This window comes from bacterium, assembly GCA_024228115.1.
In the GTDB taxonomy this organism is placed as follows: Bacteria; Myxococcota_A; UBA9160; order UBA9160; family UBA6930.
Map to the genome: position 1 here is coordinate 1 of JAAETT010000062.1, position 19,859 is coordinate 19,859.

15 protein-coding genes and 1 tRNA gene are annotated in these 19,859 nt (G+C 64.8%); 8 read left to right on the forward strand and 8 right to left on the reverse strand.

The window, feature by feature from the left end:
- Positions 1–334: 334 nt before the first annotated feature.
- The 5 genes from GY937_03560 to GY937_03580 form a co-directional block, all read right to left on the reverse strand.
- Positions 335–1,633 (reverse strand): PEP-CTERM sorting domain-containing protein, encoded by a 1,299-nt coding sequence (locus GY937_03560; GenBank protein MCP5055786.1) that lies wholly within the window; start codon positions 1,631–1,633, stop codon positions 335–337.
- 606 nt (positions 1,634–2,239) lie between these two features.
- Positions 2,240–3,073, reverse strand: a complete 834-nt coding sequence (locus GY937_03565) for an SAM-dependent methyltransferase (GenBank protein MCP5055787.1) — start codon at positions 3,071–3,073, stop codon at positions 2,240–2,242.
- A 212-nt stretch (positions 3,074–3,285) separates the two neighbouring features.
- The gene (locus GY937_03570) at positions 3,286–3,906 is read right to left on the reverse strand and encodes a hypothetical protein (protein ID MCP5055788.1); all 621 of its coding nucleotides are present in this window, start codon (positions 3,904–3,906) and stop codon (positions 3,286–3,288) included.
- Between the two features lie 347 nt (positions 3,907–4,253).
- Positions 4,254–4,340: transfer RNA gene (locus tag GY937_03575), tRNA-Leu, on the reverse strand.
- A 77-nt stretch (positions 4,341–4,417) separates the two neighbouring features.
- The gene (locus GY937_03580; GenBank protein ID MCP5055789.1) at positions 4,418–6,403 is read right to left on the reverse strand and encodes an ABC-F family ATP-binding cassette domain-containing protein; all 1,986 of its coding nucleotides are present in this window, start codon (positions 6,401–6,403) and stop codon (positions 4,418–4,420) included.
- A 94-nt stretch (positions 6,404–6,497) separates the two neighbouring features.
- On the opposite strand from GY937_03580, the gene GY937_03585 reads away from it, so the two are divergent.
- Complete coding sequence (locus GY937_03585) at positions 6,498–6,785, forward strand: hypothetical protein (protein MCP5055790.1); 288 nt, start codon at positions 6,498–6,500, stop codon at positions 6,783–6,785.
- A 99-nt stretch (positions 6,786–6,884) separates the two neighbouring features.
- On the opposite strand, the gene GY937_03590 is transcribed toward GY937_03585, so the two are convergent.
- Complete coding sequence (locus GY937_03590; protein ID MCP5055791.1) at positions 6,885–9,899, reverse strand: DEAD/DEAH box helicase; 3,015 nt, start codon at positions 9,897–9,899, stop codon at positions 6,885–6,887.
- A gap of 159 nt (positions 9,900–10,058) precedes the next feature.
- On the opposite strand from GY937_03590, the gene GY937_03595 reads away from it, so the two are divergent.
- The 7 genes from GY937_03595 to ald all read left to right on the forward strand — a co-directional run bounded on the left by GY937_03595 (position 10,059) and on the right by ald (position 16,253).
- The gene (locus GY937_03595; protein ID MCP5055792.1) at positions 10,059–10,511 is read left to right on the forward strand and encodes an Rrf2 family transcriptional regulator; all 453 of its coding nucleotides are present in this window, start codon (positions 10,059–10,061) and stop codon (positions 10,509–10,511) included.
- A 175-nt stretch (positions 10,512–10,686) separates the two neighbouring features.
- Positions 10,687–11,832: a glycosyl hydrolase gene (locus tag GY937_03600; GenBank protein ID MCP5055793.1), complete on the forward strand. Its 1,146-nt coding sequence runs from the start codon at positions 10,687–10,689 to the stop codon at positions 11,830–11,832.
- Positions 11,829–12,086: a MoaD/ThiS family protein gene (locus tag GY937_03605; protein MCP5055794.1), complete on the forward strand. Its 258-nt coding sequence runs from the start codon at positions 11,829–11,831 to the stop codon at positions 12,084–12,086. The genes GY937_03600 and GY937_03605 overlap by 4 nt, the downstream gene beginning before the upstream one ends.
- Positions 12,087–12,233: 147 nt before the next feature.
- Positions 12,234–12,737 carry a hypothetical protein gene (locus tag GY937_03610; GenBank protein ID MCP5055795.1) on the forward strand — a complete coding sequence of 168 codons (504 nt, stop codon included), beginning with the start codon at positions 12,234–12,236 and terminating at the stop codon, positions 12,735–12,737.
- Entirely contained in the window at positions 12,734–13,762 is a 1,029-nt protein-coding gene (locus GY937_03615; protein ID MCP5055796.1) for a hypothetical protein, read from the forward strand. The genes GY937_03610 and GY937_03615 overlap by 4 nt, the downstream gene beginning before the upstream one ends.
- 71 nt (positions 13,763–13,833) lie before the next feature.
- Entirely contained in the window at positions 13,834–15,099 is a 1,266-nt protein-coding gene (locus tag GY937_03620) for a sulfate adenylyltransferase (GenBank protein MCP5055797.1), read from the forward strand.
- A 41-nt stretch (positions 15,100–15,140) separates the two neighbouring features.
- Positions 15,141–16,253 (forward strand): alanine dehydrogenase, encoded by a 1,113-nt coding sequence (gene ald, locus GY937_03625; protein MCP5055798.1) that lies wholly within the window; start codon positions 15,141–15,143, stop codon positions 16,251–16,253.
- Positions 16,254–16,488: 235 nt separating this feature from the next.
- On the opposite strand, the gene GY937_03630 is transcribed toward ald, so the two are convergent.
- Positions 16,489–17,187: a hypothetical protein gene (locus GY937_03630; GenBank protein ID MCP5055799.1), complete on the reverse strand. Its 699-nt coding sequence runs from the start codon at positions 17,185–17,187 to the stop codon at positions 16,489–16,491.
- Positions 17,188–17,591: 404 nt separating this feature from the next.
- Positions 17,592–19,856 (reverse strand): GAF domain-containing protein, encoded by a 2,265-nt coding sequence (locus GY937_03635; protein ID MCP5055800.1) that lies wholly within the window; start codon positions 19,854–19,856, stop codon positions 17,592–17,594.
- Between the last annotated feature and the right edge of the window lie 3 nt (positions 19,857–19,859).

Genomic DNA, 19,859 nt, shown 5'->3' on the forward strand with positions numbered 1-19,859 from the left:
CGGTCGAGCCGGGAGGGCGTTCGCCCTGGGTCAAGGACCTTTCGACCCGGAAGATCTGAATCGGAATCCGGAACGGCGGGCTGCGTCGCCCCCCGGCCAAATGATCAGATTTCTACGCTTCTGAGTGAGCGTCTACACTTGGAGTCGATGCAGAGCTACGCGGTCAGTGGTGCAGCTCACGCCCGCAGCACCGTCGCAGCGCACGACCAGTGGCAACCGCGTTCGAGGGCGTCGAGGTGCCAGTCAATCGGATTATTGCTCGGAAGCGGATGACCGCAGCTAGGGCAGGGCGAAAGCATACGATGAGGCAACTCGGGGGTGTTCCCGCGCAAACCTATGCCGCCGTTCGACCTGCCAGCTTTCGAGAACGCCACGCCAACATCAGCGGTATCAGCAGAGCCAGCTCGGCGCCGAGGCCGCACGTAGGAGGTGTCTCGAAAATCCTCCACGGGCTACCGACGCAATACGGGTTAGGCCCAGCGGGGTCCGCATACCCATTGGCGGAGAGGCCCGCGTCGTAGTCCATCTTTCCATCCCCATCGTTGTCGATTCCGTCCTGGCACTGAGGGCTCTCGGTGAAATAGCCGGCATTGAAGCAGCCGGGATCACCGCCGGCAAAGTCCGTGAAACCGTCGCCGTCGTTGTCCTCGCCATCGGCACAGGGACGCGGGAGGAAGGCAATCCAGCCCTCCGCCCTACCGTTGGGATTGACGCCATCGCCGACCACGACCTGACCGTCGGCGGAGACGCCTCGGGCTGACCGAAGGATCCAACCGCTCGTATCGACCCCATGTGCAGCGAGAAGTTCGCTCACGCGCTCGATACCGCGCTCCTCCGTCCAGAGGAACGCCACATCCAGACCCGAATCATCGCTGCGGCCCACGACCACCGAGCCATCAGCGGATACGGAAAACGCCGCACCGGCGTGTCCCGAGCGGGGGGGCAGGTAGCCAAGGGTGCGCTTCACACCTGCCTGCCACCGAAAGGGCTGTTCCCCCAATCCAAAGACCCTGCTGGTCCCGACGATGGTGGAACCGTCGGCGGAAGCCGCGTAGGCGGCGCTCAAGGGTGCCCGAGGCGAGAGGACGCCGAGACCAAAAGGCGAATTGTGGGGAGCAGACCAATACATGGCCTCCGCGTATCCGGGGCGGGTGCCCGCGCCCACGATGATGCTGCCGTCAGCTGACACTCCCGTCGCCGCGCTTTCGTACGGACCGAGGGGAAGATCCGCCAACGGCAAGAGCGAGCCGGCGCTCCAACGGAAGCCCAGCTGGAGGGTCTGAAAGTACGCTCTACCGACCACCACGCTTCCATCGGCGGAGACTCCGTTGGCTTCGCTGGATCCCGAGCCCACGAGGTGGCCGAAGCCGATGGCGGGGCCGGGCGCTTCCCATCGAAATGGCTCCCTGGTGCTCACGGCGCCGGAACGATGCTGGTATCCAACGACTACGGACCCGTCATGGGAGACTGCACGGGCTTTGCTGAGTGGACGTGCGATCGCTGAGAGGCCCGTTGTTCTCGTCCAGCGAACCGCGGACCAACTCCCCCCGATCCAGGCTTGTCCTACGACGGCACTTCCGTCTCCGGAAACCGCGAGAGCGAGACTCGAGTCGCCGCCGGGGAGGTGACCCATCCCGATCAGGCTGGCTTGGGCCCAGGCACCCGAGGCAATTGACAGGATCCACGGGAGGACCAGTCGTCTCGCGAGTGGCCTCGACAATGCCGTCAGGGGATTCTCCTTGAGAGCCGACCTGAATCGCTCCGGGGGCCGCCGCCGGCCTTTGGTTGGTCCCCAAGCTAGGGAACTGGCATGCCACCGCACAAGCCGACATCTCCATTGGAGACTGAACCTCCGGGTTCTCGGGAGACTCTGTCGTGTCCTGGGTTTCGCGGAGGCGAATAACTGGACTCGTGCTGCCGTTCACGATGCGTGCGCCCTGGGTCATGGAAGCCTCAGGCTTCTCAGGCCTGCCCGGCGACAATTGGGCGACAAGCATCTACTCGTCGGAGTCCTTGTTTCTCGCGGACTTGCGACGCTTCTTCACGAGTTGGAGTCCCGTTGGGGACGCCACTCTGCGAAACCGCGGACTTGGCGCGGCCCGAAGTGGGCGGGCGGCAGGCGGCGGCAAAGTTCCGGCATGTAGGGCTGGGAAGCCCAGGTCCCCTGCCTGCGATCACGACTCCCTGATGGATGGTCCTGCTCGCTATGGCCCTGCATATCAGACTCGCGACCGATCAGTCAGCGCCGCTCAGCGACCGCGTAGCGTTCGACCCCGTGCGCCGGTTCGGTGTCGATGTCGGAGATCATCGCCCAACCGGTACCGTCGATGTACTCGGGTAGATCCTCGCTGCGGACGGCGGACTTCCAAGGCTCTCCGACGAGGCGCACGAGGACCGAGAGGATTTTTCGTTCACCGGGGATCGTGTGTGTGAACACGATCCGGCTTCCTGGCGAAGTGCAGGCGCCCGTCTCACTCAGCAGACCTCGCACCTCATCGTCTGTCAGGTACTGGAAGAGGCCCTCTGCCACGAGCACCGAGGGCTGTGAGAACTGCCAGCGACCGTCCTCCGACAACACCCTCGAGAGAGCACGCTCGCCGAGATCGGCCGCGATCTGAATCATGTTCGCCGGCTGACCCTCTATGGCGACTCCTCTGGCCGTGGCCGCAGAGGTCGTGGGATGGTCGATCTCGAAGAAGCGCACGTGGCTGTGTTGCGGCGCGAGTCTCAGGCAAAGGGTGTCGAAGCCAGCACCGAGGACCAGCACCTGTCGCGCGCCCTGCCTTATCGCGGCCTCCACCTGCTGGTGCACGAAGATCTTGCGATGGCCGAAGCCTTCCCACTGCCCCGGCATCATGTGATCCTGGATCTGGTAGACGCGGACCATCCACTGCTTCTTCGATGCGCGCATCAGGCCTGGGCCGTAGCCCGGTGACCCCGAGGCCAGGAGCAGGCGCTCGCTGATTTCTGCCAGACCAAGAGGAAGCCGTTGCGCCCAGTCGTCCTTCACGCTCAACGTGATCAAGCCAAGCGCAACCTTGAGAGCCGTCTGGCTGATTCGCCCTTGTTTCACGACCGAATCCCTTGGAGATTCCTGTATGGCGAGAGGATGCGCGGTTCACGCCGACTAACGAAGCCTACAGGATGAGAGCCCTCGGCCGAGAACGCGGCAGCTCTTGCAGCATCGTAGCAGCAGGGGTTGGATCGATCGCCAAGCCGTCAAGACTCGGGTTGACTCCGAACTCCTGGCCCGCCCAACTGCCGGCTGAAAGGCCTCGCCCGCTTCTAGCTGGATCGACCTTTGCCGCTGATCTTGAGAAAGCCAACAAGAGACGAGAGGAGCAGCCAGCCAGAAGAAGGCGCCGGGAGAACCCCAACCTCCGTCTTGATCATCAAATGATCCCAGTTCGTGTCGTGACCGTTGAGCTGAACGCCGGTGATGTATCCGATGTCTGTCGGTGCTGCATAGAAGGAATCATGAAGGGCGACCGCGTTCAACCCGGCCGCCCATGCAAATGCCATGTCACTGATGCTTGGAATCGGTTCGACAGAAAACGTTCCCAATGTTCCGAACCATGTGATTCTGCCTGAGTCCAGGAAGGGTTCATGATAGATGGCAGCTTCGGTAACGACTTCTCCAGGCGCCAGAGTGAAGGTGATCGTGTGCCCAGTCCCTAGACCACCTTGCAAGAACAGCGAATGCTGAGCTTCTCCGGCCAGCGAGACAACACCCTCTCCAGCCTGAAAGAACACGGCATTGTTAGTAGGCAGCAGATCTGTCGAATGCACGAATACTGCGTCGGCGAACCCGCTCGCTGCTGGATCGCTGTCGAGATTGAAATCTTCCACGTACGTGGGAATAAACGAGATCACGGCGCCGGCCCCTTGGGACCAGAACAGAATCATGCTTGCCAATAGAAGACGCGACGCTGAGTTTCTTGCCAACAGATACCGCTCCCCGAGAAAAAGCCATTTATGCTTCAAATTCGGTGCGAGTCAAGCAGAATCGCCCCGCTGAACAGCATGGTCTCACCCGTGGAGTATGAACTACGGCACGCATCGTGAACGGCAGCAGGGTCCAGTTGTTCGCCTCCGAAAACCCAGGACACACCATTCGCCTGCAACCACGCCCCGGGCTCCCCATTTCGAGGTGTGCCGATCTTGTGTCAACCACCAGATTCCTTTTCTAGTGATCTGCAACGTGTCGGCCTTGCTTGGGTGGCCAGAAACCTTGAGAAATCAAGCGGTTTCAGTGGTGCCCAGGACTGGAGTCGAACCAGCACGTCCTTGCGAACACTAGATTCTGAGTCTAGCGCGTCTACCAATTCCGCCACCTGGGCACAGGCCGGAGGAGGCTACGGGGCGGTCCCCGGGCCGTCAACTCGCGCCGGATGGACGTCCTTCCGGCCTCGAAACTTCAACTCGCAGCCGCGTTTTCGCCATCTGCATCGGCCATCGCGCCAAGCTCTGCACCGAGGCGTTCATACTCTGCGTAGAGGGCTTCGATTTCGCTTCCCAGTTCGGTGCGCTCGGCTTCCAGGCCGCGCAGGCGGTCCGGCTCCTTGAACAGGCCGGGATCGGCCAGCTTCCAGCCGAGTTCGGAGACGGCGCTCTCCTTTTCGAGGATCTCGGCTTCGATCTTCTCGATGCGCCGCTCGATCTTCTGCCGGGCCTTGCGGCGCTCGCGTTCGTCGCGTCGGCGCTCCTTGTTGGAAGCCGGTTCGGGCGGCGTCGGTTTCTTCTGCTCGGGCGGCGCAGCGGCCAGCGCCTCGGGTGCGTCCTTCTTTGGCTTCGTCTGCTTCGGCTCGGCGACTCTTCGCAGATAGTCGTCGTAGTTTCCCGGGAAGAAGCGCAGCCGACCGTCTTCCACCTCGATGACGCGCGATGCCAGCGAGTTGATGAACGCACGATCGTGCGAGATGAACACGAGGGTTCCCTTGTACCCGCCGAGCGCCTCTTCGAGCACCTCGCAGGCTTGAACGTCCAGGTGGTTGGTCGGCTCGTCGAGCACCAGCACATTCGAAGGTCGAAGCAGCAGCTTGGCCAGGGCGAGGCGCGCCTTCTCGCCACCGGAGAGAACGCTGACACGTTTCTCCACGTCATCACCACTGAACAGGAACGCGCCGAGATGACCACGCAGACGGGCTACATCACCCGTCTCGGCACCGCTTTCCAGTTCCCCCAGGACGCTGCGCTTCGGGTCCAGGGATTCGAGTTGATGCTGGGCGTAGAACGCTACCTCGACCCGATGGCCAAGCTCGCGCTTGCCTGTCTCGAAAGGCAACACGCCCGCCAGGATCCGAAGCAGCGTTGATTTTCCGGCACCGTTCGGCCCGACCAACGCGACGCGGTCGCCCCGCTCGATCTGGAGGTCGATGCCTTCATAGACGATCTTGTCGTCGTATCGCTTGTGGATGTCTTCCAGGGCGATCGGAATGGCCCCGGCCCGCGAGGGCTCGGGGATCTTCAAGCGAATGCGCCGTTTGTCCTCGTCCGGCAGTTCGATCTGTTCCTGCCGTTCGAGGGACTTGACGCGGCTCTGCACCTGTCGCGCCTTGCTCGCCTTGGAACGGAAGCGTTCGATGAAGCGTTCGGTTTCCGCCGTCTTCCGATCTTGGCTCTTCTTGCGAGCCAGTAGCTCTTCTTTGCGGCGTACACGCTCTTCGAGATAGAAGTCGTAGCCGCCCGGGTAGACCATGAAGCGTCCGAGGGCGAGTTCGGCCACTCGTCGCACGTGCCGGCGCAGGAACGTGCGATCGTGGGAGATGACGATCACGCCTCCGCGAAAGGCGGTCAGGGTTTCTTCGAACCATTGGATCGAGGGCAGGTCGAGGTGGTTGGTGGGTTCGTCGAGGAGCAACACATCCGGCTCGGCGAGCAGCAACTTGGCGAGCTCCACCCGCATCAGCCAGCCACCACTGAAGGTTCGCAGTGGGCGTCCGCGAGCTTCTTCGCTGAAGCCCAGGCCGGCCAGGATGCGTTCGATTCGCGCTTCGCGTTCGAAGCCGCCCGCATGCTCGAAGCGGGCGTTGGCCGCATCGTAGGCCTCCGCCAGGTCGCTGCTCACTTCGCCGGCTTCGGTCATCTGGGCTTCGAGTTCGCGCAGGTCCCGCTCCAGATCCTCGATATGGGCCAGGGCGCGGCCGGTCTCTTCGCGGACCGTGCAGTCCTGGGCCGGGTCGATCTCCTGGCGGAGAATGCCGACGCGGGCGCCGCGGCGGACACTGCGCCGGCCCGCATCCGGCGCTTCGTCGCCCGCGGCGATGCGTAGAAGTGTGGTCTTGCCGGCGCCATTGGCACCGACCAGGCCGATGCGATCGCCTGCGCCTACCTCCAACGACACGCCGCTGAACAGCGAGCGCGAGCCGAAGCTGCGAGAGACGTCATCGAGCCGGAGCAACATGGGGCCGGGAACCTAGGCAGCCGATGCCCTGGGCGCGAATCCCCCTCAACTCGGGCGCCACCTACGCCGAAACGGGGATCGGGGGTTACGCAAGGTGAACACGGAGAAGCTGCTCGAGATCGGAGAACGAGGGATCCACCTGCTCTTTGACCGGCAGATGATCTCGGAAGCCTTCGAGCAGGATGCGGATCTCCTCCGTGAGGATGTCTCCGGGCGCCTGGAGGAGATCCAGAGGGCGATTCAAGCCCTGGTGGAATTCGAGACGCCAGAGCAGGGACATCGCTTCGTCGCGCACCTGGCGCCCTCGGTTCGCCACGTGCTCGTGCTCCTGTACTTCGAGCTCCTCGATGGCCGGCTTCGCCAAAACCCCACCCTCCACTAGAAGAAGCGGAAGCGGGGACGTTCTTTCCGCTGTTTCCGTTATCCGGTTTCCCGCGGAGGGGGAAATCGGATAACGGAAACAGCGGAAAGAACGTCCCCGCTATCTCGATCGGCTGCGGGTTCGCTCGATGAGTTCGGGGACGGAGAGTGCGAGCGGGAGTCGGACGCGTTCGCCGCGTTTGGTGCGGAAGAGCAGGTGCCCCTTGTCGCGGGCGTGGAAGAAGAGGTCGCGGAGGAGGGCGACGTCTTGTTGGCAGTAGCTTTCGATCTCGTCGATGCGGCCTTCCTTCCACCACTGAAGGGATTGCAGGCCGTCTGCACTCTTGGCGACGCCCAGGGTTTCCTCTCCGAGGTGGCCGAGGGCCAGACGAAAGCCCAGGCGCGTGTGGATGGCCTCGAGCAGGTCGAAGCTGGCCAGGTTCCGCAGGCCGTCATCCGTGTAGCCCTGCAGCACCTGGTAGTCGAAGCGGATCGAGTTGAAACCGATCACCAGATCGGCGGCGGCGAGATCGGCGAGGAGTGAGTCGACCTGCGCTTCACGGTAGGTCTTGAAGGCTTGCTCCCGACTATCCCAGGTGCAGGCCAGGGCCATGCGCATCAGATGGGCGTTATGCCAGCCGCCGACATCCTTGGCGCTGCGTTGGGTCTCGAGGTCGAACCAGATGAGTCGCGGCTCGGGGCCCGATTGGGCTTCGGCCTCCGGAGCGGGATTCGGGGTGCTGGCGAGCCGGATTTCCTCGTCCGGGAGTTCGGGCAACGGCTCCTGCCCGAGCGTGAGCTCCAGAACCCGTAGTGCCGCGGCCTTGTCGATCGGGCGGTTCCCGTTGCCGCAGCGCGGGGAGTGCACGCAGCCGGGACAGCCGCTCTCACAGGCACAATCGTGGATCAGCTGGTAGGTGGTTTCCAGCAGGCCTTCGATACGGTCAAAAGCGCTCGAGGTAAGGCCCATTCCGCCATCGTGTCCGTCGTAGAAGAACACCGCCGCCCGGCCGAGTTGTGGATGGCGGGTGTAGGAGATGCCGGCCACGTCGAAGCGGTCGCAGAGGGCGAAGAGGGGGAATACGGCGAGAGCCGCGTGTTCCACCGCGTGGATGCCGCCCATCACGTGGCGTTCCTCGCGTTCCAGTACACCCGGGATTTCGTCGGGCATCTCCAGCCAGATCCCGGTCGTTTCGTACGAGGTCGGCGGAAGCTCGAGGGGCTCGGTTCCGAGTAGTTCCTGGCCGCGAACCCGCCGCCGTTCGAAACCTGTGACGTGGGTGGTGACTTTGACTCGGCCCTGGGTGAGGCGGATGTTGCCAGCGGGGCGCGTGCGATCCCGGCTGAGGATTTCCGTCTCCTTCTCCGAGATGGCCTTCGTGAAGTAGACGGCTTCGACCGGCTCGACCGTGACCCGGCGTTCATCGAGTTCGAGTCGCGTGACCACGAAGGAGCGTCCCGCATGCAGGTAGATCGCTCCCTCGTGGCACTCGGTGTAGACATTCCCGGCGCCGATCTGCCCGATGATCCGAGGCTTTCCCTTGCCGTCTCGTTGGTTGGCGAGAACGATGGTGTAGCTGGCTCCCGCCGAGCGCAGGCTCACGTGGCGATGGGGGTTGCGGCGAGACGCGAACCAGCGATCGCCCGACTCGCTCTTCAGGAGCTCGCCGGCCTCTTCGAGTCGGCCGATGGAGGCCTGGACCGCGGGCGCTTGAAAGGCCGGCTCGTTGGCGCGGAGAGGGACCTCGGCAGCAGCACAAGGCAGATGGGCGTCCAGGATCTGGCTGTTGTTCGGGTCGAGGACTGCGTGTTCGAAGCGCCCCGAGAAGAAGGCTCGGGGATGGGCGACGAAATACTGATCCAAGGCATCCGGCTGGGCGATCATCGCGATCAGGGCTTCGTCTCGGCGCCCGACCCGGCCTGCTCGTTGCCAGGTCGCGATCTGGCTGCCGGGGTAGCCGACCAGCAAGCAGACATCGAGACCGCCGACATCGATCCCCATCTCGAGGGCCGAGGTCGAGATCACGCCCATCAGATCGCCCTTGAAGAGCTTGCGTTCGATCTCCCGGCGCTCTTCGGGCAGGAAGCCCGCGCGATAGGAGCTGATCTTGTCGGCCAGAGCCGGATCGCCTTGCACGATCCAGGTATGCATCAATTCGGTTACGCGGCGGGCCTTGGTGAACGCGATGGTGCGCAAGCCGTGGCCCACGGCCAGGCGAAACAACTGGCTCGCCACCGTATAGGGCGAAAGCTGAGGATTCATGAGTAGGACGTGACGTCGACTGCGGGATGCGCCATCGCTCTCGACCACTTCGAACGGGCGTCCCGCCAGGTTGCTGGCCAGCTCGCCCGGGTTGGCCACGGTGGCCGATGCGCAGACGAGCTGCGGTTTCGATCCGTGGTTGCGTGCGACTCGCAAGAGACGTCGCAAGACCTGTGAGACATGGGATCCGAAGATCCCGCGGTAGGTATGCAACTCGTCCACGACCACGAGGCGCAGGCCGCGGAAGAGACCATCCCAGCTCTGGTGATGCGGGAGGATGCCGAGGTGGAGCATGTCCGGGGTCGTGATGAGGACGTTAGGCGGATTCTCGCGGATCTTCTTGCGACGCGAAGGAGGGGTGTCTCCGTCGTAGATCTCGACGCGCGGCCGGTCGTCCTGGGACATCAACCCGAGGGCGGTGATGTCCAGCTCGAGTTTGGCCCGCTGATCCTGTTCGAGGGCTTTCAGGGGGAACAAGAAGATCGCCCGCGCGTCGCGGTCGGCGAGTGCCTGCTCCAACGTAGGCAGGCTGTAGACGAGGGATTTTCCGCTGGCGGTCGGCGTCGCCAGGACCACATCCTTCCCCGAACGCAGGGCTTGGATGGCACGGCTCTGGTGGGCGTAGGGGGCGGAGATGCCGCGCGTCTTGAGGATCTGCTGAAGCGGAACCGGGAGTTCGAGTTCGGGGGCGAGATCGGGCTCCTGGGGTGGCAGGACCTCGTGGTGGCGCAGGGCCGAGGAGAGATCTGCGTCGGCAGCAATGGCATCGAGGAAGGCTGCGATGCGTTCGCCGGTCCCTCCGCCGCCGGACGCGACGTTCCCGCTCGTGCGGCTTGTCCGTCCAGGGCCTACTCGATCTGCTTGCTTCGACACATCCCCATTCGCCCGCCAATGCTGCAGACGCCTTTCGACTGTTTCCGCCGGTGGGAGGTGCGGCGGTGGTGAAACGGGGACGATCGAAGACTACCACCCATCGCATCGACGTCATGGGCGCCTTGTGGGTTGGCGCCGGGAGCGGCAAGGTCTTCCGCGATGCGTCTCTCCCTCCAGAGCCAATACGCGATCTGCGGGATGTTCGATCTCGCGTACCATGGGGAAGAGGGCCCGGTGCAGGTGCGCGTGATCGGTGAACGCCAGCGGATCCCGCGACGCTTTCTGGAACAGATCTTCCAGCGCCTCCGAAAGGCCGGGCTGGTGCGTGGCAAACGCGGGCCGGGTGGCGGCTACGTGTTGGCTCGAGACGCCGAGCAGGTGACGCTGCGAGATATCGTCGAGGCGGTGGAGGGCCCCCTGGGAGATGCCCTGGCGCCTGGTCCGCCGCCCAGAGATCGGGAAGTTCCGGAGCGTCCGACGTTTCTGTGGCCGGATCTGGCAGCTCGCATCCAGGGAGCACTCGAAAGCGTGAGCTTGGAAGGCCTGTGTCGGCAGGCTGCCGAGGCTGGCGTCGAGCGGGCCAGCGCAGCGGGCCGTACCTGGCATATCTGAGCCAGCGCGCTCCGCCTGAATTCCCTGGCTCCGAACCCTCGAGGCTGCGTATCCTGGCGCCATGAGGTTTCCAATGGCGAACCCCGATGGTGCTCCTGCTTCCGGCAGCGCGGCGAAGGATGCGAATGCTCCTCCCCGAGAGGCGTCGCCGCTCGACCCGGGCCGCCACGCCGAGATCCACCATCGGCCTGGCCTCGCGCTCCTGGTTGGGACGAGGAAGGGCGCCTGGATCCTTCGGCCGGACGCGGCCCGCGAGGTATGGACGACCGAGGGGCCGGTGTTCCTGGGGAACGTGGCACATCACTTCTGCCTCGACCCGCGTGACGGTCGAACCCTGCTGATCGCCGCGAGGGCAGGGCATCTGGGGCCGACCGTGTTCCGGTCCACCGATGGGGGCAGGAACTGGCAAGAGGCTACGCGTCCGCCGGCCTTTCCCAAGCCCTCGCCGGCCGGGCGCCAACGGGCCGTGGAACAGGTGTTCTGGCTGACGCCCGGCCACGCGGATCAGCCTGGGGTCTGGTACGCAGGGACCGCGCCGGAAGGGCTCTTCCGCAGTGAGGACGGGGGCCTGACCTGGGATGGTGTGGATGGCTGGAACGACCATGCGAGCTGGGACCTCTGGGCTGAGCCGGACGATGCGGAACAATCGACGCCGGACGGTTCGCCCCTCCACTCGGTGAGGATCGATCCACGCGATCCCTCCCATCTGTATCTCTCGACCTCGAGCGGGGGGGTGTTCGAGAGCCTTCGAGCGGGTGCGGACTGGCGGCCGCTGAATGGCGGTGTGGAAGCGAATTTCTTGCCGGATCCGTTCCCCGAGACCGGCCAGGATACCCACCACCTGGCCATGCATCCCAAGGCGCCGGACGTCCTCTACCAGCAGAACCATTGCGGTATCTACCGCCTCGAGCGGCCCGGCAAACAGTGGACACGGATCGGTGACAACATGCCGAAGGACGTGGGGGACATCGGCTTCCCGATTTCCCTGCATCCCCGGGATCCGGATACGGCCTGGGTGTTTCCGATGGACGGTACGGACGTCTGGCCACGCACGAGCCCGGCTGGCCGGCCGGCGGTCTATCGCACCCGCGACGCTGGCAAGAGCTGGGAGCGCCAGGATGCGGGTCTTCCGGCGCAGCAGGCCTGGCTCACGGTGAAGCGTCAATCGATGGCGGTGGATGAACGCGATCCGGTTGGCGTGTACTTCGGCACCACCAATGGAGACGTCTGGGCAAGCGCGGACGAGGGCGCCAGCTGGCAATGCATCGCTCCCCACCTGCCCCATGTGTACTCCATCGAGGCCGTGGAGTTCGTCGCGTGAAGGTGTCGATTCCCGAGCCGCTGCGAGGCTACACCGGCGCCGGGGAGGTCGATGCGGAGGGCGCTTCCGTCGATGAGCTGCTTCGCGATCTCGACCGGCTCTACCCGGGCCTTCGTTTCCGCATGGTGGATGAGCGGGATCGTCTCCGGCCCCACTTGCGGGTGTTCATCAATCGAGAGCGCGCACGCGGCCTGCAGGAGCCCCTCCGCGAGGGGGACCAGGTGCAGATCCTCCAGGCGCTGAGCGGTGGGTAGTGGGTTGTCTGCCCCCAGGGGACAGTGCCCCGACCAGCGGGACGGGTGAAATCCCCGAGGGTGTTCCGTAGAATGCCGCGGTCCCACGCAGGGGCCGAGTTGCCCAGGACGGGCCGTGAGCGGACGCATCGACGTAGATCGGTCTCTGTGAGCGGACGCATCGACGTAGAACGGTCGCTGCCTCCGGTGGCAGTGCCCGCGATCGTGTGGAACGAGCTTCGGGGCCATGCCCTGGAGACGGTTCCTGAGGAGTGCTGCGGGCTCCTCCTGGGCAAGGAAGCCGGTCGCTACGAGAGGGTGGTCCGCTGTCGCAACGAAATGACGCGGTTGCACCAGGAAGACCCGCAGTCCCATCCGCTCGACGGACGGGAGGCGTTTCACATGAACGAGATGGACTACGTGCGGATCCAGCAACAGGCCAAAGAGGAACGGGTTCAGGTGACCGCGGTCTACCACTCCCACGTAGGCGCTGGCGCGTACTTCTCCGAGATGGATCAAGCCTATGCCCTCGAACCGTTGTTTCCGTTCCCCGATGCAGATCATCTGGTGATCTCCGTGGTAGAACGCCGAGTCCGAGACATCGCCATCTTTCGCTATGAGCGAGCGACAGGTGGTTTCGAAGGACGCGTGCTCAGCACGGAGGCCCCGTGAAGCGGCTGATCGGATTGTTGCTGGTAGCCCATGCCCTGGGTTGCGCTGGCCCGCGGTACAGCTTCGAGGATCTTCCGGAGGCGCCGATCGCCCTCGTCTACCGGAACATGACGGAGGCCGAGCAGGCCGCCGACGCGTTCTACAAGATGGAGGAGAAACTTCGGACCGCGCGAACCGGCATTCGGCCCCGGAAACGCCAGAACACGCTGAACGTCGATGAGATGGCCCAGGCCTTCGGCGTCTACGGATCCGGTGAGACGCGCGCGGCTTCTTCCCTTGGACATCTGGCGCTGCTCGATCCGAGGACGGGGGTGGTCTCGATCGCCGATTGGGCGCCCCGCGGCTCCCGCCCGCTGGCATGGTCCGCCGATCACCAACGCCTCCTTTATCTCGGTCTCCGCCGGGGAATGCCGCATATCTACGAGCGCGATTTTCGCACCGGGGACATCACTCCGATCACCCATACCCGTCGCCGTCACCTCGACGCTTGCTACTGCGGTGAGGACGCCATCGTCTTCGCGGCCTTCCTCCCATCAGGCGGAAGCAGGCTCTACCGTCGCAAGGCCGGTGGGGGGAAGGCGGAGGCGATCACGGACGGCCCCTCCGATTTCGCTCCCTCCTGCTCACCCGATGGCAGCGCGGTGTACTGGGCTTCGGTCGAGGATAGGGCCTCGGGGCCGATCTCCATGCTCGACTTGACGGATCCCGACGGCCAGGCCCGGGTGCTGACGCGCGGCCGCCATCCGAGTGTGACTCCCGACGGCAAATGGATCGTCTACAGCGCAAAGACCCGCTCGGGCTGGAAGTTGTGGCGTATGCGCACCGATGGAACGGGGCGTCACCCGCTCGGCCGAGGCGCGTCCTGGGAGCATCAGCCCACGGCATCGACCGAAGGTGGCTATGCCGTCTTCGTGACCACGCCCTCGGACAAGGAAGTCCACTTCTCGGTGTGGGTCCGGCCCTTCGATGGCGACGATGACCGGCCGATGGCCATCGACGGTGAGGGCCTTTTTCCGGTCTGGTAGCTGCTCGTTACCGCCGCCCATCTTTTTCCGGCCGATCGGCCAACGTTTCTTCATCACGATCAGGAGTTCTCATGTCCCGCACGCCTCAAGGCGATCTCGTTCCCGTTCACGGAGGCCTCGACGCACCCGTCGACTGCACCATTCCCCTTTCCGAGCGCAAGGCGTTCCTGGCCGAGGCTTCTGGTCTGCCTTCCGTGCGGGTGAGCCGCGCGGATCTTTCGACCCTGTATCGAATCGGGGATGGCGCGCTCTCGCCGCTCGAAGGCCCGATGGACGAGGAGACCTGGAATCGGGTGCTCGATGAGCGGGTCATTCTCAGTGGTGGAAAGTCCTATGTCTGGACGATCCCCCTGGCGCTGCCCGTCACCGATGAAGAAGCCCAGGCTGCAGCCGGCGCATCGGCCGTCGCGGTGCAGACCGAGGAAGGGGACACCATCGCGATCGTCGACGGGCCGAGCTGCTACGCATTCGACAAGGATCGCTATGTCAAGCAGGTCTACCGTACGGAACGCTTCGACCATCCCGGCGGACGCATGGTCGAGAGCGACCCGCGCACGCAGCTTCTGGGCGGAAGCCTGCGGGTTCTGCCCCAGCCCATCAATCGGCAGTACGGCCAGTTCATGCTCTCCCCGGTCCGGGTACGAGCCTTGATCCGGGATCGGAAATGGGAGCGGGCGCTGGCATTCCAGACGCGCAATCCCCTGCATCGGGCCCATGAGTACGCCCTCGTCGCCGGCGCGGAGCGCCTGACCCGCGACGGGAGCTACACGGGCGTCGTGCTGAACCCGTTGGTCGGAGAGCTGAAAGGAGACGACGTCCCTGCATCCATGCGCATGGAGTGCTACCGGGAGCTTCGCAACAAGAGTCTGCTCGGCGAAGGGGACAAGGACGAGGCGCTCTGGGCCGAGCGGGGGTACGACCTGCCCGAGGTCTTCGAGCTGATCGGACTCGATATCAAGATGTTCTACGGTGGGCCGAGCGAGGCCGTCATGCACGCCATCTACCGGCAGAACTACGGCTTCAGCGATCTCGTCGTGGGCCGCAAGCACGCGGATGCGCCCTTCGAAGACGGCGAAGCCATCTGGGGCGACTTCGATGCCCACGAGATCTTCGACGATCTCCCGGGAGAGCTCCACCTCACACCGTGCAAGATCGGCTTTGCGGCCTTCTATGAGTCGCTGGGACGGGTCGACCTGATGGAGCGACATCCTGACGAGAAGCCCTACGGCATCTCGGGAACGAAGGTCCGTGATCAGCTTCGCGCTGGGGAACATCCGGATCCGCGCATTCTTCGCCCCGAGATCGCGGATATCCTGATCGAAGCGTACAAGGCCTGAGAGGATCGCCCTGGCGGCGACCCGGAGGCGAGGGAAACCCCATGCACATCGGCATTTCCAGGGAGACGAAGGATCAGGAGTTCCGCGTCGGAATGACGCCGGATGGCGTGCGCATGTTGACCGACCGCGGTCATCGATTGTCGGTGGAAATCGGGGCCGGGCAGGGCAGCGGATTCCCCGATGACGACTATCAACAGGCCGGCGCGCGCCTCGTCTCCACCGAAGAGGTGTGGAGCGAGCCGGCGATGATCGTCAAGGTCAAGGAGCCGAATCCCGAGGAAGTCGCCCGCCTCCACGAGGGCCAGGTGTTGTTCACCTACCTGCACCTTGCGGCTGCACCCGAGGTGACGCAGGCCCTGCTCGAAGCCCAGGTGATCGGAATCGCCTACGAAACGATTCGCCATGCGGACGGTACGTTTCCGGTGCTTGCACCGATGAGCGAAGTGGCGGGGCGCCTGGCCGCGCAAATCGGCGTGACGCTCCTGCAGAAGAACCGCGGCGGCAAGGGGCTTCTGGTCGGAGGTGTGCCGGGCGTGCCGCGGGGTGCGGTGACGGTCATCGGTGGGGGAATCGTCGGCATCAACGCCGTGCGCATCGCCCACGCCCTCGGGGCTGACGTGACGGTTCTCGACGTAGATCTGCGACGCCTGGCGTACGTCTACGACATCTTCCGCGGCGAACTGAACACGCTCTTCTCGAATCCGGCCAATATCGAGCGAGCGGTCGCCGAGAGCGATCTGGTCATTGGTGCGGTCTACATCCACGGCAGGCGCGCACCCACCCTCGTGACCGAGGAAATGGTCCAAAGCATGGAAGCCGGTTCGGTGGTGGTCGATGTGGCGGTCGACCAGGGTGGCTGCATCGAGACCATCCACCCGACGACGCACTCGGATCCCATCTACTCGCTCCATGACGTGATCCACTACGGCGTGGCGAACATGCCTGGTGCCGTGCCGCGCACTTCGACTTTCGCGCTCACGAATACGACCTTCCCGTACATCGAACGAATTGCTGCAGAGGGAGTCGAAGCTGCGGTGGGCGCCGACCCTGCGCTCGAGCAGGGAGCCAACTTGTGGCGCGGCGAAATCGTCTGCCAGGGAGTCGCCGATTCCCTCGGGCTTCCGTATCGGAAGCTCTCGGAGCTGCTTGGTTGAGCTCGGAACAGATCCAGCATCGCTAGAGTTGAGAGAGGCCGAGCGCGAATAGCTTCTGGCGCCTGCGGGTCCGGGAGGTTGGCCGGCTGGGGGTTCGCGGGGCTGTTGAGGGGGGTCGGTCGGGGGGTTCGGGAGTTCCTTCGATCCTTCGGGACGTTTCCGAGTGGCCGACGGGTGCGCGCGGCGCCTTCGCCCGCATAGGTGGAGCGGGGGCCGGCTCGGGTTCGTGGGTCGGCTAGACGACGGTTGGGACCTCGGCCGGATCGAGTAGGGGGCCGGTCTTGCGCCAGCCCTCCGCCAGGAGCCAGGTGTGCGGTGTGGCAATCGCCACCACGTTTCCTCCGGGTCGTTCCCGCGCCTGGGCGACGAGCCCTCTGGCTGAGCTCCGCCAGCCCTCGAACCAACGCCCCGACGAAGCGGGATCGATTCTCGTTGTCTTCGGCTTCGTCTTCATGTGCCTACGTGCATTCAGAAGCACGTAACGCATCGCATTCCGCACCTGGGTCGGCGTCCGCAGCACCACATGATGGAAGCGATCGAGCAGCACACGCCCCTTCCGCCCGAAGACCCGGTTCACCGCCCGCGCCAGACGAGACCCCAACGCATTCATCCCTCTTCCGAGCGCCCCCGCATCGCCGGCCTCGACGATCAGATGCAGATGGTTCGACTGAATCGAGTAGTGCACCAGTCGGAAGTCCGTGCGCTCGAGCACGCAGGCAAAGGACCGCTCCACTTCCCGCACCAGCCGCCCATCGCGAAGTGACGGAACATCCGGCCGGACCTTCACGGTGACATGGCACGGATGCCGAGACGCGAGCGGTGCTCGCTGAAGGTGGGCGACTCGCGGGTTCGGACCACGCTTGCGGCCGGCACCCTCACGCCTTCCGCCCCAACCATGAAGGGGAAGATCGAGCTGAGGAGTCCGACGCAGCATGGTGTTGATAATGGCATTGTTTGGTTCTGATGTCAAGAACAAGCGAGAGGCGCCTACTCCTTCCCTCGATCTGGCCACGAACTCGCATGCCGCCCACCCGACCTACGGCCCCAAGCCGGCCTTCGCCCAACCCAGGCGGGCCAAGGCGCCGCGCCTCCCCGTCGGCCTAGCGAGGACCCATCGCAGGATCGAAGGATGCCCTCACAACCAACCCATCCGCCTCAACAGCCCCGCGAACCCCAAGCCGGCCAACCTCCAGGTCCCGCAGGCGGCACCAGTGATCCTATCTTCGAGCCACGTTCCTCGAAAGAAACCAAGACCTTGACGATCCCCTGCAGGCTAGCGTGCAATGGCCTGGTGTTCGGGTTACCAGATCCCCCGGCCGACCTCGAGAAGGCCCCGGATCAAACCATCCGGATTCGGGGATGTCCGGCACGCTTGAGAAGTGCCTGCCGATCCGTTCCGTCTGCGGGGTGCAGGGCGTAGCCGAACGCCAAGGCCGCGCGAACGGGTTGGTTCAACCGGTCGTCCCGGGAGATGCGGTCGGCGACGGCACGGGAGAGGGCGGTGATCCGCTCTTCCGGCGCAGTGCCCGGGTCGGGAAGCAGCATGGTGAACTCGGCTTCGCCGGTGCGCGCCAGCACGTCGAAATCGCGTAGGGGCTCGCGGAGGGCCAGAGCGGTTTGCTGGACCAGTCGATCGGCGCGAACCCCGTCTCCTTCCCGGCGCACCTCGTCCAGGTTCTCGAGCCGGCAGACGGCCACGGCCAATCGGCCTGCTTCGTCTCCCGCTCGCGCGAGTTCCTGGTCCAGTCGAAGGGCCAGGTACTCACCATTCGGAAGCCCGGTTTCCTCGTCGAAGTTGCGGTGTTGCCCTGCACTTTCGTAGTAGAGGGCGTTCTCCAGGGCTCGTTCGACGTAGGATCCGTAGCGGGTGAAGACGCGCAGATCGTCCTCGTTGAAGGGACCCGCGTAGAATTGATCCGGCGCGACCTTGTCGTACAGGCTCAAGGTGCCGATCACGCGGCTTTCTCGGCGGAGTGGGGCGGAGAGAACGGATTGGAAGCGACCACCGGCTTCAGCGAGGCCAGGCTCTTCGGCAACCTGGCGTATCAGGCGCGGCTGGCGTGATTTCAGCGTGGCGACCGCGACGTGTTTGTCGAGCTGGAAGAGGGCTTCCTGGGTTCGGCCATCGCCCGAGCCGTAGTAGGAGCGGATCACATAGCGGCGGGTTTCTGGATCCTGTAGACGCAGCACGGCGTGGTCGGCCTCGAGGATGAGGGCCCCCGAAGAGGTCGCGAGCCTCGTGACCTCGCTGATTTCCCGGCTCGAGATCAGCCGGATCCCGGCTTCGTTGATGGCCGTCACCTTGGTGGCATGGGCGGACATGCGGGCTTCGCGTTCGGCCTGGGCCACCGATTCCGCGGCGGCTGCGGCCATCTCGAGGAGCGCCTCCTCCAAGCTACGGCTGCGCGGCACCGGTGCGCCGGCCTGGACGGCGAGCAGGCCCACCAACTCGCCACCGGCGAGCAGGGGCAAGGCGGCGTAGGCAAGCCGTCCATCCACACCATGGAGCAGCACGGGTTGCCGGTTGCGAGCGGCCCGGCCGTCGATCCCGTCGCCGCTATCCACGCGCCAGTCGGCACCGAGTCCGGCACCTCCCAACGAAGTGGCGATCCAGCGAAGCGAGTCTTCGTCTGGATCGTAGAGGTAGGCGGTGGCGATACCGCCGCCGGCTCGGCGAGCGACCAGTTGGCATAGCGTACGCAGGCGGACATCCAGGGCGTCGCTCGTGGCCAGGGCCGCGCGCACTTCCCGCACGGCGGCGTACCTGGACGCCTCGCGGCGAAGCGTTTCGTGCTCCTGGGCTCGGTGGATGATCTCGGCGTCCAGATGGCCGAGTTGCTCCGCAAATTCCAGGTCGTCGTCGTCGAAGGCATCGGGCCGGGTTGCGTGATGCAGGTTCAGGACGCCGAGAACGCGTCCCTCGTGAATCAACGGCACGCAGAGGGCGCTCTCGACGTCGAAGCGTTCCCGGACGATCTGGAAGTCGGCGCGATCCGCATGACCACGCACTTTGAGGGGCCGCGCGTCCGCCGCGACCTTGCCCGCGATGCCCTCACCGAGGGGGACACGGATCTTCGGCCAGAGTTCCGGTTCGACGCCGACCGCGACTCGGATGGCGAGGTCGCCTCGTTCGGTGTCGAGCAGCATCAAGGAGCCCCCGTCCGCACCGGTCACGCTCATGGCGATTTCGAGCATGCGGCCGAACAATTCCTGGGGCTCGACTGTGAGATTGACCGACTCGACGATCTCATGCAGCGCCTGGAGCAGTTCGCTCTTTCGATCACCGGACGAAACCCCGTAGCCCCAGAGCAAGCGAGCTGTGAGTGGAGAGACGATCTGCTCGACGTCTTGAGCCAGCTCAGGATGCGTCTCCGCGAAGGGGGGCAGGCTGCCGCTATCGATCAGCGCGTGGAGTGGCTGCCCGAAGAGCGCGAGATCGTCCGTCAAGCGCAGTTCCAGATGCATGGCGGCCGCGCGCTCCCGGGCCGTCGAAAGTTCCGGGTCGTAGGCCCCTCGGATCTCGATCTCGGGATTCTCTTCCAAGATCGGAATCAGGGTCAGGGTCTCTTCGGTGACCCCGTAGATGGCGACTGCGCGGCGCATGGA

Bases quoted from the DNA above. Each gene is read 5' to 3' on its own strand.
- GY937_03560 (MCP5055786.1), bottom strand. From the start codon at position 1,633: ATGGGTCACCTCCCCGGCGGCGACTCGAGTCTCGCTCTCGCGGTTTCC.
- ald (MCP5055798.1), top strand. From the start codon at position 15,141: ATGCACATCGGCATTTCCAGGGAGACGAAGGATCAGGAGTTCCGCGTC.
- GY937_03570 (MCP5055788.1), bottom strand. From the start codon at position 3,906: ATGATTCTGTTCTGGTCCCAAGGGGCCGGCGCCGTGATCTCGTTTATT.
- GY937_03630 (MCP5055799.1), bottom strand. From the start codon at position 17,187: ATGCTGCGTCGGACTCCTCAGCTCGATCTTCCCCTTCATGGTTGGGGC.
- GY937_03595 (MCP5055792.1), top strand. From the start codon at position 10,059: ATGCGTCTCTCCCTCCAGAGCCAATACGCGATCTGCGGGATGTTCGAT.
- GY937_03580 (MCP5055789.1), bottom strand. From the start codon at position 6,403: ATGTTGCTCCGGCTCGATGACGTCTCTCGCAGCTTCGGCTCGCGCTCG.
- GY937_03620 (MCP5055797.1), top strand. From the start codon at position 13,834: ATGTCCCGCACGCCTCAAGGCGATCTCGTTCCCGTTCACGGAGGCCTC.
- GY937_03635 (MCP5055800.1), bottom strand. From the start codon at position 19,856: ATGCGCCGCGCAGTCGCCATCTACGGGGTCACCGAAGAGACCCTGACC.